Here is a 14,746-nt window from a genome sequence, read left to right as displayed (position 1 = left end):
CGAACATGATGGACCACGAAAAGATCAACATTCTTCTGGTCGATGATCAACCGGCGAAGCTGCTGGCCTACGAGGTCATCCTGAAGGAGCTCGGCGAGAACCTCGTTGCCGCATCGTCCGGCCGTGAGGCGCTGGAATTCCTGCTCAAGAATGAAGTCGCGGTCATCCTGGTCGATGTGTGCATGCCCGAGCTCGACGGTTTCGAGCTCGCGGCGATGATCCGCGAGCATCCGCGCTTCCAGAAGACCGCGATGATCTTCATCTCGGCGATCCAGGTCAGTGACATCGACCGGCTGCGAGGCTACGAGATGGGCGCCGTCGACTATGTGCCGGTGCCCGTGGTGCCCGAGGTGTTGCGCGCGAAGATCCGGGTGTTCGCCGAACTCTACCGCAAGACGCGCCAGCTCGAACGCCTCAATGCCGAGCTCGAGGATCGGGTGCGTGCGCGCACCGCCGAGCTCGAGCAGTCGACCGCTCGCCTCGTCGAGAGCGAGCAGCGCCGCAGCATGGCGATCGCGGCGGGCAAGATGGGATCGTGGGACTTGGATTGGATCAACGGCGACTGGATGTGGGACGAGGGACAGTACAAGATCTTCGGTGTCGACCCGGAGTCCTTCGAGTTGACGTCGGCGAACATCGAGGCGCTGTTCCATCCCGAGGACGTGGACGAATTGCGGCACGCCTGGGCCGGCTTCGGCAACGGCCGCACGTCCTACGAAGCCGAATTCCGGGTGATGCGGCCGGACGGTGAGGTCCGCTGGTGCGTCGGCACCGCTGCGGCGACCAGTGACAGGAACGGCCGGGTAGTGCGGGTGAGCGGCGTCACCGTCGACATCACCGATCGTAAGCGCGCCGAGGAGCGCCAGAGCCTGCTGACTCGGGAAGTCGACCATCGCGCCAAGAACGCGCTGGCATTGGCACAATCGATCGTGCGGTTGACGCGCGCGCAGAACATGAACGCCTATGTGCGCGCGGTCGAAGGGCGCATCACGGCGCTCGCCCGCGTGCATACCGTGCTGTCGCTGTCGAGCTGGCAGGGCGCCGAAATCCGGCGGCTGGTGACCGAGGAAATCGCACCCTATTCGGAGGCAGGACAGATCCAGATCGAGGGTGCTGAGGTGCAATTGCAGCCAGCGACCGCGCAAACGCTGGCGTTGGCGCTGCACGAGCTAGTCACAAACTCGGCCAAATATGGCAGCCTGTCGACGTTGTCTGGCCGACTCGCGATCACCTGGGAAGTGCAGGACGAAACGCTGATTCTGGCCTGGGTCGAATCCGGCGGCCCCAAAGTGACCAAGCCGAAGCAAAAGGGGTTCGGCACGCGAAGCGTCATCGCCAGCATCGAGACCCAGCTTGGCGGGCAGGCCGATTTCGACTGGCGGTCCGAAGGACTGATCTGCCGCCTGACCGTTCCACTCAAGCCCGGGATCGAGACGGCAACCTATCGGGATCTGGCGGCGTCGGAACGTCAGCATGCGCTGAGTTCCAGGGCGCTATAGCATCCTCGCCAGGCAGGAACCAAGCGCTCGACCTTGCGGTTAACCGGGGTCGATCGCTGCCGTCTCCTGAGCTTGAGGTCTTGCCTTGGATGCCCAAACCAGTGAGCGCGGGCCGTCCGCTGATGAGCCGCGGCAGCCCACGCGCAGTCCCGAACAGCAGTCCGCATCCGGCGCATCGAAACCACCGGGTGTTCCGGCTGCGTCGATGCGCGAGCGTCTTCGCGAGCACTGGATACTTGCGACGGCGGGCGCCTGCCTGCTGCTGATCGCATTGATCGGCGGCGTGGCCTACTGGCTCGACATTCGGCACTACGAGTCGACTGATGACGCTTTCGTCGCAGCGCGCAGCTTCTCGGTCGCATCCAAGGTCGGCGGTTATGTCGTCCAGGTCCCGGTGACGGACAACCAGCATGTGAACGCCGGCCAGTTGCTCGCGAAAATCGACCAGCGCGACTACAAGATCGCCGTCGATCAGGCCGCGGCGCAGGTGGCCGTCGCCGAGGCCAATATCGCCAATGTCGAGGCGCAGATCGACAGCCAGCAGGAGCAGATCAAGGAGTCCAGGGCACAGTTGCAGCAGGCCGAAGCGCAACTGCAATTCTCCCAGCAGGAGGCAGACCGCGCGCAGGACCTGGTCGATAAAGGGGCGGGCACCGTGCAGCGGCAGCAACAGACCCGGTCCGATCGCGACGCCCAGCAGGCCAATACCAGCCGGGCCAGGACGGCGGTGACCGCCGCCGAGCTCGGCGTCAAGACGCTCCAGGCCCAGCTCAAGAGCAGTCGGGCATCGCTTCAGCAGGCCCAGGCCCAGCTCGATCAGGCCAAGCTTAATCTTGGATACACCGATGTCGTGGCGGCCCAATCCGGACGTGTCGTCAAGCTCAGCGGGGCGGTCGGCACGTTCGTCACCCCGGGCCAGAGCCTGATGATGTTCGTACCTGACGAGGTCTGGATCACCGCGAACTACAAGGAGACGCAGCTGACGGACATGCATCCGGGCCAGTCCGTCGAGATCAGGATCGACGCCTATCCCGGCCGCAAGCTGACCGGTCACGTCGCTTCGGTGCAGCCGGGCTCCGGCACGGCGTTCAGCCTGTTGCCGGCCGAGAACGCCACCGGCAATTACGTCAAGGTGGTGCAGCGCGTTCCCGTGAAGATCGTGGTCGACAACTGGCCGAGTGACCTGACGGTCGGGCCCGGCATGTCGGTCGTACCCTGGACCAGGGTGCGATGAGCGACATCGCAGAAGGCGCGGGCACAGCCTGGTCGCCCGAACGTTCGGCGGCCGGCGGACACAATCCCTACCTGATCGCGTTCGTCGTCTCGATCGCCACCTTCATGGAGGTGCTCGACACCACGATCGCCAATGTGGCCTTGCGCCATATCGCTGGTGGCCTCGCCGTCGGCATCGACGAAAGCACCTACATCGTCACCAGCTATCTGGTCGCCAACGCGATCGTGCTCTCGATCTCGGGCTGGCTGTCGACGGTGATCGGCCGCAAGCGTTTTTACATGATCTGCGTGGGGACGTTCGCGTTCGCCTCGCTGTTGTGCGGCATTGCCTGGAGCCTCGAGACGCTCGTTCTTTTCCGCATCATCCAGGGCCTCGGCGGAGGCGGGATGGCGACGAGCGAGCAGGCGATCCTGGCCGACTCTTTTCCGCCGGCCAGGCGTGGACAGGCATTCGCAATCTACGGCGTCGCCGTGGTGGTAGCGCCGGTGATCGGTCCGACGCTCGGGGGCTGGATTACCGACACCTATTCCTGGCACTGGATCTTTCTCATCAACGTGCCGATGGGATTGCTCTCGCTCTTCCTGGTCGGCACGCTGGTCAAGGAGCCGTCCGGTGCGGAGCAGGAGCGGGAAGAACTGCTCAAGGACGGGATTCGGGTCGACTATATCGGCTTCATGCTGGTTGCGATCGGGCTCGGCTCGCTCGAATTCGTGCTGGATGAGGGACAGCGCAACGACTGGTTCGGGTCCAACATGATCGCTGGTTTCGCGCTGGTTTCCGCATTCTGCCTGCTTGCGTTGGTCCCCTGGGAATTGATGCGGAACGATCCGATCGTCGATCTGCGCCTCCTGGGGCGCCGCCAGTTCGGCGCCTGCTTTCTGGTGATGCTGTGCACCGGCGCCGTCCTGATCTCGACGACACAGCTGCTGCCGCAACTACTCCAGACCGAGTTGGGCTATACTGCGCTGCTTGCGGGCCTCGCGCTGTCTCCCGCCGGGGTCGTCACACTGCTTTTGATGCCGGTGGTCGGAAACCTCATCGGTCGTGTCCAGCCGAAATATCTGATCGCATTTGGCGCCTGCGTCACCGCCCTCTCGATGTGGCATCTGACGGGCCTGACGCCCGACATCACCTATGGCTACGCCGCGCTGGCGCGGATTTTCCTGGCCGTCGCACTTCCCTTCCTGTTCCTCCCCGTCACGACCGCCTCGTATGACGGCGTGCCGCCGGGCAAGACCAACCAGGCGTCAGCGCTGATCAATGTCGCGCGCAACGTCGGAGGTTCGATAGGTGTTGCGCTGGCGCAAACCATGCTCGCCCAGCGCCAGCAGTTCCATCAGAGCCGGTTGATCGAGCACGCCGTCCCATCCGGCATCGGTTACCAGCAAACCATTGATGCCATGACGCGTTATTTCCAGGCCCAGGGCTCGAACGCATCCGATGCCGCGTCCCAGGCGATCGCCTGGGTCGGGCAGACGTTGCAGAGCCAGGTCGATTTCCTCGCCTATATCGACGTGTTCTGGATTCTGTCGATCATCGGTCTCGTCATGATCCCGCTCGCATTGATCATCAAGCCCATCGACCTGGCGGCACCTCCGAAAGGCCATTGATGCGCGCCATTGTGAACGGAGCCGGCGGCCATTCTGCGCTATTGACGACCATGCCGATCACGCGAGGAATGTGATGCCAATGAGATTCGCCCGCCTAATCATTGTCGTCACTGCCGCCGGCGTGTTGACCGTGGCGCGATCAAGCGCAGAGCCGGTGCTCAAGGGCACGGAGGCATTCGGCGACTGGGAGCGTGACAAGCCCGGGACGATCAGGCTGATCACGCCGCAGGACCTGCCAGACCCTGGCGCGACGGCCTCGAGAAGCAATGCGCCCCGCATCGTGCCGAGACCTGCGTCTGCAGTGCCGCAGGTGCCTCCCGGATTCAAGGCCGAGTTGTTCACCGACGGACTGAGTGGCCCGCGGACCCTGCGGACCGCACCCAACGGTGACATCTTCGTCGCCGAAACCGGCCCCGGCCGCATCCGCATTCTGCGGAGCGCCGACGGCGCCAAGAAACCGGCAACCAACGAAGTCTATGCCAGCGGCCTGAACAGGCCGTTCGGCATCGCGTTCTACCCGAGCGGAGACAATCCCCAATGGCTGTATGTCGGCAACACGGATAGCGTGGTTCGCTTCGCCTATCACAACGGCGACCTCAAGGCGTCCGGCAAGCCGGAGGTGATCGTCGCCAGTCTTCCGCACGGCTATGGCCATTCCACGCGCGATATCGTGTTCACGCCTGACAACAAGCGGATGCTGGTCTCGGTCGGCTCCGCCGGCAATGCGGGCGAGGGGCTCGGCCGGCCGGCCGAAGGCATCGAAGCCTGGAGCCGAGGCCACGCGCTCGGCGCCGCCTGGGGAGCTGAGACCAATCGCGCCGCCGTGCTCGCCTTCGATCCCGACGGCAGGAATCAAGCGCTGTTCGCCACCGGAATCCGTAACTGCGTGGGGCTGGCGATCCAGCCGGAAAGTGGCACGCCGTGGTGCTCGACCAATGAGCGCGACGGACGCGGCGACGACCTCGTGCCCGACTATGTCACCCGGGTCCGCGAAGGCGCCTTCTACGGATGGCCGTGGTACTACATCGGAGCGAACGAGGATCCGGCGCATCTCCGCGAACGCCCCGACCTCAGGAACAGGGTGACGATCCCGGATGTCCTTCTGCAGGCGCATTCGGCCTCGCTGGGCCTTGCCTTCTACACCGGGAGCAAATTTCCACCCGACTATCGCGGTGATGTTTTTGCCGCCGAGCATGGCTCATGGAATCGGTCCAGGCGGACCGGCTACAAGGTCATTCGCATCCGCCTGAAGGGCGGCGTGCCAACCGGTGAATATCAGGATTTCGTCACGGGTTTCGTGGTCAGCGACAACGAGGTCTGGGGCCGCCCAGTCGGGGTCACCATGGCCCGCGACGGCGCGCTGCTGGTCTCCGAGGACGGCAATGGCACGATCTGGCGCATCAGCCACGATTAGCCCTGACCGTCCTTGAGGCCATAGGCCTCATAGATCGTCAACGGATCCGTATCGGGAGACAGCCTGCATTTGGCCTGTGCAAGATGCAGCGTGACCGAGCCGGCCTCGCATCGCGCGGTCAGGATTTTGCGGACATCCTCCATATGCGCCCGCGGCTGATGCTTTGACGGAAGCTGCTCCAGGGCGACCAGGGCCGTAGCCAGGGCCTCGGTGACCACCCAATCATCGTGACCGGTAATTCCCTTTCGCGGCATCGTCGTACCTCCCGTCCGCCGGCGCACAACATTGTAGCGCAAGGCGGGTGGGGGCTGTCACCAGCCAACATGGCCAGGATTGCGGGAACCTGTTCAGGATCCCGCTGCCTATGGGATGCGCAGGGAACCAGCCACGGGGACTACGCCGCCACGGCGCTGGCGCCGCTCAATGCCACGCTGAGGATTCGCCACTTGGAAGTATCAAAGAAGTAAGCGGCCTTGATGTGAGCGGAGGCGGAATCAGGCGCCTGAATCACCGTGTGGAATTTGCGCGTGCCGTCGCTCAGCGAAACCCGGAATGTCTGCATTGGTCGTCTCCTCCACGAGATGAAGGGTGCGGCAAGGGGGGTTAACATTTCGCTACGCGACGAAAACTGCGGCTGAATCCTCACGCAAGGCGCCACCGGCGCGGACCGAAGCTGTTATCAAGGCCGTGACCGGCCGGCTGATCGATCCATAGAACTGTCGTTGCAGCACAGCCTGCAGGATGCGAATCAAGGAGCAATGGGCGATGCGATTTTTCCCGGTCGTTTTGCTGGTCGTTTGCGCGACACCGGCGCTCGCTGCCGATGATCTGCGGCGCAAGCCGGGCCTGTGGGAGGTCAAGACCGTGATCGGAGACGGCAAGACGCCCGCGCGAGTGGTCCGTCAATGTATCGACGCCACAACGGATCAGATGTTGCAATCAATTGCAGGACCGTTCAATCCAGCCACCTGTCCGGAACGCAACGTCAGTCACGCGGCTGGTGGTCTGGCCGTTGATTTCAAATGCGCAGTCGCAGGCAAGCCGGCCACGGCTCATTCGGTCATGACAGGCAGTTTCGACGATGCCTACACCCTGACCGTAACAGCCGAAAGCGATGAGTTCGCGGGTGGCAAGATGATCATGACCATGGACGGAAAATGGCTGGGTGCTTGCTCGGCCGACCAGAAACCGGGCGATGTTGTGCTTGGCAACGGGATGAAGATCAACGTCCCTGAATTGCAGAAGAAGAGCCTGTCGACCATTCCGATGCCCCCGCCGCAGGACAAATGATGCGAGAGATGAACGATCCCCTTGCAACGCGCGATCAGTGCCGGACCATCCGAAATGCGCCGGGACTACGCCGCCCACGCCCTGGGAATGTTTGACCACGGGGATCGGACCGGTACCGTCCTGCGGCTGAGGGTCCTTCACTTTGTTGCATAGCCGAGCGTCTGCGACGGATACTCGCCGAACATCGCGCGATAATACTGCGAGAACCGCCCGAGTTCGATGAAGCCTTGCTGAAGCGCCACTTCAGTCACGGTGGTTTGTCCAGGCGCGCTTTGGCGCAAGAGGGAATGGACCGCGCACAACCGCTTGTGGCGCAGGAACGTCACCGGGCCGATGCCGAATACCTCATGGAATGCCCGGTGCAGGCTGCGTCGCGACAGGCGGAATTCCGAGCAAATTTCCGAGACATGGACCGGTCGTGTGCCGGCGGCTTCCAGATAGTCTTCCACATAGCGAACCATCTTCATCGCCGACGGCAGATTGCCGTAATCGTCAGGTGGCAGCGAAGTGACGATCGTCGCCGTCATGCAGTCGACAATCGTCTGCTTCCAGAACTCGGCTGAATTTTCCGATAGTACGCCCGGATGGCGCGCGAGATGCGAGACGATCTGCGGCAGCCTTTGCGTCGCGACCATACCGATCGCGCTATCGGCGCGATAGTGGTTCTTCTGCCGCCAGGTCTCCGCATCGCTCAGTCGTGGCTCGCTGCCGAACACCCTTGGCAGGTCGGTCAGGTCGAAGCGGATCGCTGCATAGGACGAAGCGCTTTGAAAAACGCCGTCGTGCTCGATCGACGGCGGAATCACCAGCACATCTCCCGGCTGCATGTCGAACGCCCAGTGTGTCACGCGGTCCTTGGCACTGAGCAGCATTCCGATGATTAGCTTCTCATCGGTTGAGACGCGCTGGGTGCGGACGCCGACATTGAAGGAGCCGATGCTGAGCGAGAAATCGCCGATCCCGACATGAGACAACGTACCGCACAGTTTGCCGCGTTCGAGCTGCATGACGTCGACGTGCGAGCCTTTGACGGCGTTATGAAGCCCCTCGAAGCTGTCGAGCTCACCGGTGCTGACCAACAGATGTTCGCCCATGTCCCCACCCGCAACTGAAACGCGATTTCTCTATTTAGGCCATCTTCCTGAAGTGCAGATTAAACGCTGACTGGATCGGTCAATTGTTTGATGTCCAAGCGAATTTAGCGCGAATCTAGCGCGCGACAACACCCGGTACAACGAAGCACTTGCTCTGGTGGCTGCGCACGCAAACGTGCATATAAGGCGACGTTGGGTCGCCAATGCCGGCCATTCCGTGGCCTGGTTCGGAGGGCTCGCCCGTTGGCGCAAGGCCGATTCCGTCAAGCCAGGAGGGGGCACAAGCTGCACTGGTCAACTTCGACTCCTCGAGGGGGATGATTGCCACCATGGGGTTCATTGGCGACAATTTTAATGAACAAGCGGCAGCAAGGAAGCTCTCTTCCGCGCGTCGTTGGTCGCGCCGTCTTCTGGAGTCTTCCGACGGCGATCTTGCATTCACGACGGGTGTGTTGGCTGGCCTGCTTTCGACACTCGCAAATGGCGTATAGCCTGATTGGGCTATGACGGGGTTGCAACACCTCCCGTCTGCGGAGGCGGTCGCGTTTTGAGCGAGGCACGAGAGCACAATCGCCGCGAACGCTGGAATCCCCAATCTGGACCAACCGATGCTCTACGGCTCCGGACGGCTAATCCGCCAACTCCTGCTGCCCAGGCACCTGCACCGCATCGTTGCCGACCATCGCCCTTGGGGGACGCCTGTTGCTTCGCTTGATCTGGATCAAGCCGGCCGCGGGCGGTCGCCGGCTAGGCTGACCACGCCTTGCCGACGCACAACGGAAAGCTCGCTCTTGAGGACCCTTCGCCAACTCGTGGCCGGAGACGAATTCATCCAGCTTGCAATCCGGCTGGGGTTGCTGGCGCTCCTGATTTACTGGTCATTCGTTCTCGTCGAACCGTTCGTGCCGATCGTGGCATGGAGCGTGGTTCTTGCCGTGGCGCTCTATCCTGTCTTCTCCTGGCTTTCGCGAGGGCTCGGCTACCGTCCCAAGATTGCGGCAACTCTTCTGACCATCGTCAGCCTCGGAATCGTCGTGGGACCTGCGGCGTGGCTCGGAATAGGGGCCGTGGATGGCGTGAGGGATATCGCCGCACAATTGAACGCCGGCAGTATCGCCGTTCCGTCTCCGCCGGCCCAGATCAGGGATTGGCCGCTGGTTGGTGCGCCACTGTACGATTTGTGGGCCAACGCATCGACCAATCTCAGCGCGGTGCTGCGGGACGTCGTGCCGCACCTCAAGCCGCTGGCCGGCCCCCTGTTTGCCTTCGCGGGCAATGCCGGCGTCGGAATGCTGAAATTTCTGCTCGCAGTCGCGCTGGCGGGGTTCTTGTTTCCTTATGGCTCGCAGTTGGCCGCGGCGTGCCGGGGCTTCCTGTCCCGTATCGTGCCGGAGCAGAGCGAGCACTTCCTCGATCTCGCAGGCGCAACAATTCGTGCAGTCTCGCAGGGTGTGATTGGTGTCGCAGTGCTGCAGTCGCTGCTGGCGGGGATCGGCTTCAAGCTGGCGGGAATTCCGAGCGCGGGGCTCCTGGCGTTCATCGTGATGCTGCTGGCGATCGTACAGATCGGGGCCGCGATCGTGCTGTTGCCGGTCGTGATCTGGCTCTGGTCGGCCAAGGATTTCCCCACGGCTCTGGGCCTGACGCTGTTCTTCCTGGTCGTCGGCGTTCTCGACAATGTGCTCAAGCCGCTGGTGATGGGACGAGGGCTGACCACGCCGGCGCCGGTGATCTTCGCGGGCGTGATCGGCGGTACGCTTGCGCATGGGCTCGTGGGCCTGTTCATCGGGCCAATCATCCTCGCGGTTGCCTGGGAGCTGATGACGGCCTGGATCAGGGACGACCGCGCACGGCAGGCGAAGGGGCAGTGATGTTGTTTCAGCTCCTCGTCGGATCGGCGGTGAGCGCGATCAATATCGCGATCCACTCGCTCTGGACCGTCGCGGTGATCGGGTTGCTGCGCAACATCGCCTTGGGCGCCGCCGGTCGGGTGGGATTGCAGCTCAGCGGCGTGATGATCGCAGCGGCCCTTGCGCTCATGCTGGCCCACACGCTCGAGATTGTGGTGTGGGCACTGGCCTATTGGGTGCTTGGCGTAGCGCCGTCAGGTACCAATCTGCTGTATTTTGCCTTCGTGAATTACACGACGCTCGGCTATGGCGACATCACGCCGGTCAAGCAGTGGCTGTTGCTCGGACCGATAGCAGCCATGAACGGTATTCTAATGTTCGGCTGGTCCACCGCGGTGCTGTTCGAAGTGCTGCAAAAAACCCTCGAGCGCCAGGCGGACTTCCGAAAGTCGCCGTAGACCGGTCGCTCATGCGTTCAGCCTCGCGATCTGGTCGCGGTCAACCAGCATGATTTCGCGCTGGTTTGAACCGAGAAAGTTCAGAGCGCCGAAGGCATGCAGCTTGGAGAGCGCGCGTGATACGGTCTCGAGCGTCAGCCCGAGATAGTCGGCGATGTCCCGCCTGCACATCGGCAGGGCGACGACATCGACCCCGGTCAGCCGGCGGTCCATTTCGAGCAGGAATGCGGCGACACGCTCCAGCGCGGTCTTTCGCCCCAACAGCAGCATGTGGTCTTCGGCATGCCGGAGGTTGCTGTTGGTCATGATCAGCAGGTTGTGGGCGATGGCGGGGTCCACGCGGGCCACCCGCTCCAGGCACACCCGTTTCGTCAGGCGCACGTTGGTGTCGACGATAGCCTCGGCGGTAAAACGGTGGGTTTCGTCGTTCTCCAACCCGAAAATGTCTCCGACAAGATGGAAGGCGCCGATCTGGCGGCGTCCGTCGGACAGCAGCTTGTAGCTGCGCACCGCCCCCGAAACGACCTGGTAAACGTATTCCGCCGGCTCGTTCTCGCCGTAGATCTCGGTGCCTTTCCGGTAATGGAATTCACTGGAGATGAAGCTGGCGTGATGGGCAGTCAGTCTACCCAGGATGCCGGGAGCATGCGCCGGCCTGGTGTTGACGAGAGCAAACATGGACCAACTCCCTGTTTGTACTGAACTGACGGCGTCCGCTGCGGCGCGCAATACCTGTCCGCGCGCTGTGATCTACAACGGGAGCCATTCGATCTCTATTGGTCTTGAGGTCATTGTCCTAAGGGACAGGGTGCGCAAAATCCGGCAATTTGCGTGCGGCAGCGGCTGCTTTCAATTTCCACTCTCGTGGTCGAGTGCTAGGGTTCCGAAGTCATTGGGCTCCGGCTTCGAATGCAATGGACAATGCGTTTCGATTATCCCTGATTATTCTCCTGGCGGCGCTTCTATCCCCGGTTGACGTCCGGGCACAGGAGATGCGGCCGCATTCCATGCTGGTCCTGGACCAATCCGATCGACGCGGCCCATTCTACTATCAGATCTTCGCCGCGCTCAGGACTGAGGTTAACGCTCACGCGCACGCGCCGACGACGGTTTATTCGGAGAGCCTTGACCTCAGCCGCTTCGGAGGCGAAGCCTACGAGGAGAGCTTCAGGCAATTTCTCGAGACCAAGTACCGCGACCGGCCGATCGGCGTCGTCGTAGCCGTTGGCACTGCGGCACTGGAGCTCGTGCTGCGCTGGCGATCGAGGTTGTGGGCGGATGTTCCGGTGGTTTTCGCGCTGGTTGAGGAAACCGATTTCGCCCGGCTGCGTCCACCATCAATGGCGACCGGGGGCATCACGTCGACCAAATTCGCGGACGCGATCAAGGCAGCGCGCGCGATCGTACCTCATCTCACGGCCGTAGCCCTGGTTGGCGAAGACTGGGGGCGCCAACTCGTCTTTCGCAACTGGAAGGACGAGGTTACAGCTGTCGGCACCGATGTCCGCGTGATCGAAATCCTGGGACGACCGATGAAGGAGGTGCTCGAACGGGTGGCTGCACTTCCTGAAAACAGCGCGATTGTTTATTCCGGGCTGTATTCGGATGGTTCCGGGAATTACCAGCCTCCCGCCGAGGCGCTGCGACTTGTTGCAGCAAAAGCCAACCGGCCAATTGTCGTGGCCTCCGAAACGTTTATCGAACCCGGCGGCGTCGGTGGCTTTGTGCTTCTCCCGACGCAGATCGGAATGGATGCCGCCAGACGAGCCCTTCGCATTCTGGATGGCGAGGCTCCGGAGAATCTTCCGGCTTCGGTCATCGATGCAGTGCAGCCAGTTTTCAATTGGCAGCAGATGCAGCATTGGGGCGTCAGCGAATCCAGCCTGCCTCCGGGCAGCAGGATCGAGCTTCGTGAGCCGTCGTTTCTGGAGAAATACCGCTGGCGATCGGTCGTCCTTGTTGCTGCGCTTCTGTTCCAGGCCACGCTGATTTCGTTTCTGCTGCATGAGCGGCACATGCGAAGGATGGCCGAAGTCGAGGCCCGCAACCGCCTGTCGCAATTGGCCCATGTCAACCGGCAGGCCACGGCTGGCGAACTGTCATCCTCGATCGCCCATGAGCTCAACCAGCCGCTCGGGTCGATCCTGACCAACGCCGAAACGGCGGAATTAATGCTTGGCGCCGCCAAACCGGACCTGGGCGAGGTGCGCGAAATCATCTCCGACATCAAGCGCGACGATCTGCGCGCCAGCGAGGTGATCCGCCGAATGCGCAGTCTGTTGAAGCGTGCACCATTTGAGACAAAGGAGATTGATCTCAATCAAATCGTACGTGAAGCGTTCGATTTCCTCGGGTTACAGGCGTCGGCGCGCAATGTCGCGCTCTACTTGCAGACGTCGCCGCAGGTGCCACGGGTCAGGGGTGACCCGGTGCAATTGCAACAGGTTATCATCAATCTCGTGGTCAACAGCATGGATGCGATGGCCAAGATGCCTTATGGACGAACGATCATAGGTCGCACCGAGGTCAATGGCGATGCGTCGGCCGTGATTTCGATCTCCGATTCCGGTCCGGGCATACTGCAGGACAGGCTGAATGACGTCTTCGATCCGTTTTTCACCACAAAGGAGCAGGGGATGGGGATCGGCCTGTCGATCGCGCGGACGATCGTTCTGGCTCACAGCGGCCAGATCTGGGCCGAAAACCAGCCCGGCGGTGGTGCCGTATTCCACCTCTCCTTACCGCTGGCGGCATGAGATGCCCATGATCGAATTTCACTGGAAGGAATGCGGGAAGTCTGCGATCTAAGACGAATGCACTATTTCCCAACAGTGGCCTAAAGGGTCATTTTAGCAAGATGTTCGTCGGTCAATTGGCTGTATTGATCTTTTCGGCCTGCGACGGACTGGGGACTTTTAGCATATCTGTCGGATCAATTTCTCGACCATCCTCCGCCGCGGCGCTGCTGCCTTCGCCGCGTCCAAGCAAACTAGTAGATAGAACTAGTCGATTAGAATTTGTCGGATAACTTGCCTGAGGTTAAGCCGTGATCCGTCTTTCCTGGCCGCCGATCGCATAGGAGAGAGAAATGCCCGGCTTCGTTCATATCGTCGACGATGACGTGTCGTTTCGAACTGCCCTTGAGCGCCGGCTCAAGCTGGCGCGCTATTGCGTTGCGACATATACGTCGGCCCAGGAGTTGCTCGATCGACTTCCCGGCAATGAGGAGGCCGGCTGTATCTTGTTGGATGTACGGATTCCCGGAATGAGCGGTCCGGAGTTGCAGAAGCGGCTCAGCGAACTGGGATCGACGCTTCCGATCGTGTTCCTGACCGGATATGCCGACACCGCAACGACCGTGCAGGCGATCAAGGCGGGTGCCGAGGATTTTCTGACCAAGCCGATTGCGTCGGAACAGTTGATCGAGGCCATCGACCGCGCGATTGCGCGTCAGGATTTGGCGCGCAGCCAGCGCAGCAGGCTCGACGCGTTGCGGGTGCTGCTAGCCAAGTTGACTCCCCGCGAGCGGCAGGTATTCGACCTGATCGTGCGCGGCAAGATCAACAAGCAGATCGCCCACGAGCTCGGCACGACAGAACGGACGGTGAAGGCCCATCGTCATCAGGTCATGGAGAAGATGCGCGTGCAGTCGTTCGCGGAGCTCGTCTCGATTGCGGAGCGGCTCGGAACGCGCGAACCGACTGGCGAGGGGCAGGATTGACGGTCAATCCAGCTGCAGCCCCCTGTCCAATGGGACAATATGAAGGTTTTTCGACAAGGCGTAGACTGCAAGACTGGCCGCGACGATGTCGCTGGCCGTTGACGGAGTATTCGCTCTTTGTCTGCCCAGGTCGGTTGCTGCGGCGGCAGCGTGGAATTTCATACGTCTTTGATCGGACAGAGGCACCGGATCTTGCCGACCACGAAATTTGTCTTCGTCGTGGATGATAACCCCTCCATGCTCCGCGGCATTGGGCGATTGCTGCGGGAATGTGGCTTCGTGTCGAAACTGTTTGAGACCGGCAGTGCGATGCTGAGAGAGGGGGGGGTCGAGAGCGCGCTGTGCCTGGTCCTCGACGTTAATCTTAGCGATGGCTCCGGCATCGAATTGCGGCATCGTCTCGCAGATGAGGGTATCGATGTGCCGGTCATATACATCACGGGAAATGACAACCCGGCAATCCGCATGGCCGCAACGGCGTCGGGATGCGTGGCCTATCTGACCAAGCCATTCACGGCGAGCTCACTGATCGAACCGATCCAGCGGGTATTGGATGGAATCGTCTAGTGGGGGCAC

General features: G+C 61.9%; 14 protein-coding genes. 10 read left to right on the top strand and 4 right to left on the bottom strand.

Features of this window, described 5'->3' with window-relative positions:
* Positions 1-8: 8 nt before the first annotated feature.
* From JQ586_RS15170 to JQ586_RS15155, 4 genes are all read left to right on the top strand, one after another.
* On the top strand, positions 9-1,499 hold the full coding sequence (locus tag JQ586_RS15170; protein WP_212395471.1) for a sensor histidine kinase: 1,491 nt from the start codon (positions 9-11) through the stop codon (positions 1,497-1,499).
* Positions 1,500-1,584: 85 nt separating this feature from the next.
* On the top strand, positions 1,585-2,733 hold the full coding sequence (locus JQ586_RS15165; RefSeq protein WP_212395385.1) for an HlyD family secretion protein: 1,149 nt from the start codon (positions 1,585-1,587) through the stop codon (positions 2,731-2,733).
* Positions 2,730-4,343: a DHA2 family efflux MFS transporter permease subunit gene (locus JQ586_RS15160; RefSeq protein ID WP_212395384.1), complete on the top strand. Its 1,614-nt coding sequence runs from the start codon at positions 2,730-2,732 to the stop codon at positions 4,341-4,343. The genes JQ586_RS15165 and JQ586_RS15160 overlap by 4 nt, the downstream gene beginning before the upstream one ends.
* 73 nt (positions 4,344-4,416) lie before the next feature.
* Positions 4,417-5,757 carry a PQQ-dependent sugar dehydrogenase gene (locus tag JQ586_RS15155; RefSeq protein WP_409410990.1) on the top strand — a complete coding sequence of 447 codons (1,341 nt, stop codon included), beginning with the start codon at positions 4,417-4,419 and terminating at the stop codon, positions 5,755-5,757.
* Here JQ586_RS15155 and JQ586_RS15150 read toward each other — a convergent pair.
* Together JQ586_RS15150 and JQ586_RS15145 are read right to left on the bottom strand one after the other, a co-directional pair.
* The gene (locus JQ586_RS15150) at positions 5,754-6,011 is read right to left on the bottom strand and encodes a hypothetical protein (RefSeq protein WP_212395382.1); all 258 of its coding nucleotides are present in this window, start codon (positions 6,009-6,011) and stop codon (positions 5,754-5,756) included. The genes JQ586_RS15155 and JQ586_RS15150 overlap by 4 nt on opposite strands.
* A 140-nt stretch (positions 6,012-6,151) precedes the next feature.
* Positions 6,152-6,319, bottom strand: a complete 168-nt coding sequence (locus tag JQ586_RS15145) for a hypothetical protein (protein WP_212395381.1) — start codon at positions 6,317-6,319, stop codon at positions 6,152-6,154.
* A 203-nt stretch (positions 6,320-6,522) separates the two neighbouring features.
* On the opposite strand from JQ586_RS15145, the gene JQ586_RS15140 reads away from it, so the two are divergent.
* Positions 6,523-7,047 (top strand): DUF3617 family protein, encoded by a 525-nt coding sequence (locus tag JQ586_RS15140; protein WP_212395380.1) that lies wholly within the window; start codon positions 6,523-6,525, stop codon positions 7,045-7,047.
* Positions 7,048-7,184: 137 nt separating this feature from the next.
* On the opposite strand, the gene JQ586_RS15135 is transcribed toward JQ586_RS15140, so the two are convergent.
* Positions 7,185-8,141, bottom strand: a complete 957-nt coding sequence (locus tag JQ586_RS15135) for a helix-turn-helix domain-containing protein (protein ID WP_212395379.1) — start codon at positions 8,139-8,141, stop codon at positions 7,185-7,187.
* A 791-nt stretch (positions 8,142-8,932) separates the two neighbouring features.
* Here JQ586_RS15135 and JQ586_RS15130 point away from each other — a divergent pair.
* Entirely contained in the window at positions 8,933-10,012 is a 1,080-nt protein-coding gene (locus JQ586_RS15130; RefSeq protein WP_212395378.1) for an AI-2E family transporter, read from the top strand.
* On the top strand, positions 10,012-10,449 hold the full coding sequence (locus JQ586_RS15125; protein ID WP_212395377.1) for a potassium channel family protein: 438 nt from the start codon (positions 10,012-10,014) through the stop codon (positions 10,447-10,449). The genes JQ586_RS15130 and JQ586_RS15125 overlap by 1 nt, the downstream gene beginning before the upstream one ends.
* Before the next feature lie 9 nt (positions 10,450-10,458).
* Here JQ586_RS15125 and JQ586_RS15120 read toward each other — a convergent pair whose 3' ends face one another.
* Positions 10,459-11,127 (bottom strand): helix-turn-helix domain-containing protein, encoded by a 669-nt coding sequence (locus JQ586_RS15120; protein ID WP_212395376.1) that lies wholly within the window; start codon positions 11,125-11,127, stop codon positions 10,459-10,461.
* A 236-nt stretch (positions 11,128-11,363) separates the two neighbouring features.
* On the opposite strand from JQ586_RS15120, the gene JQ586_RS15115 reads away from it, so the two are divergent.
* The 3 genes from JQ586_RS15115 to JQ586_RS15105 all read left to right on the top strand — a co-directional run bounded on the left by JQ586_RS15115 (position 11,364) and on the right by JQ586_RS15105 (position 14,737).
* Entirely contained in the window at positions 11,364-13,205 is a 1,842-nt protein-coding gene (locus tag JQ586_RS15115; protein ID WP_212395375.1) for an ABC transporter substrate binding protein, read from the top strand.
* Between the two features lie 332 nt (positions 13,206-13,537).
* Positions 13,538-14,170: a response regulator transcription factor gene (locus tag JQ586_RS15110; RefSeq protein ID WP_212395374.1), complete on the top strand. Its 633-nt coding sequence runs from the start codon at positions 13,538-13,540 to the stop codon at positions 14,168-14,170.
* Between the two features lie 117 nt (positions 14,171-14,287).
* The gene (locus tag JQ586_RS15105; RefSeq protein WP_312016970.1) at positions 14,288-14,737 is read left to right on the top strand and encodes a response regulator; all 450 of its coding nucleotides are present in this window, start codon (positions 14,288-14,290) and stop codon (positions 14,735-14,737) included.
* The last annotated feature ends 9 nt before the right edge of the window (positions 14,738-14,746 follow it).

The sequence above is a fragment of the Bradyrhizobium jicamae genome (assembly GCF_018130215.1).
Taxonomy (GTDB): domain Bacteria; phylum Pseudomonadota; class Alphaproteobacteria; order Rhizobiales; family Xanthobacteraceae; genus Bradyrhizobium; species Bradyrhizobium jicamae_A.
This window is presented reverse-complemented; position numbering and strand designations above follow the sequence as displayed.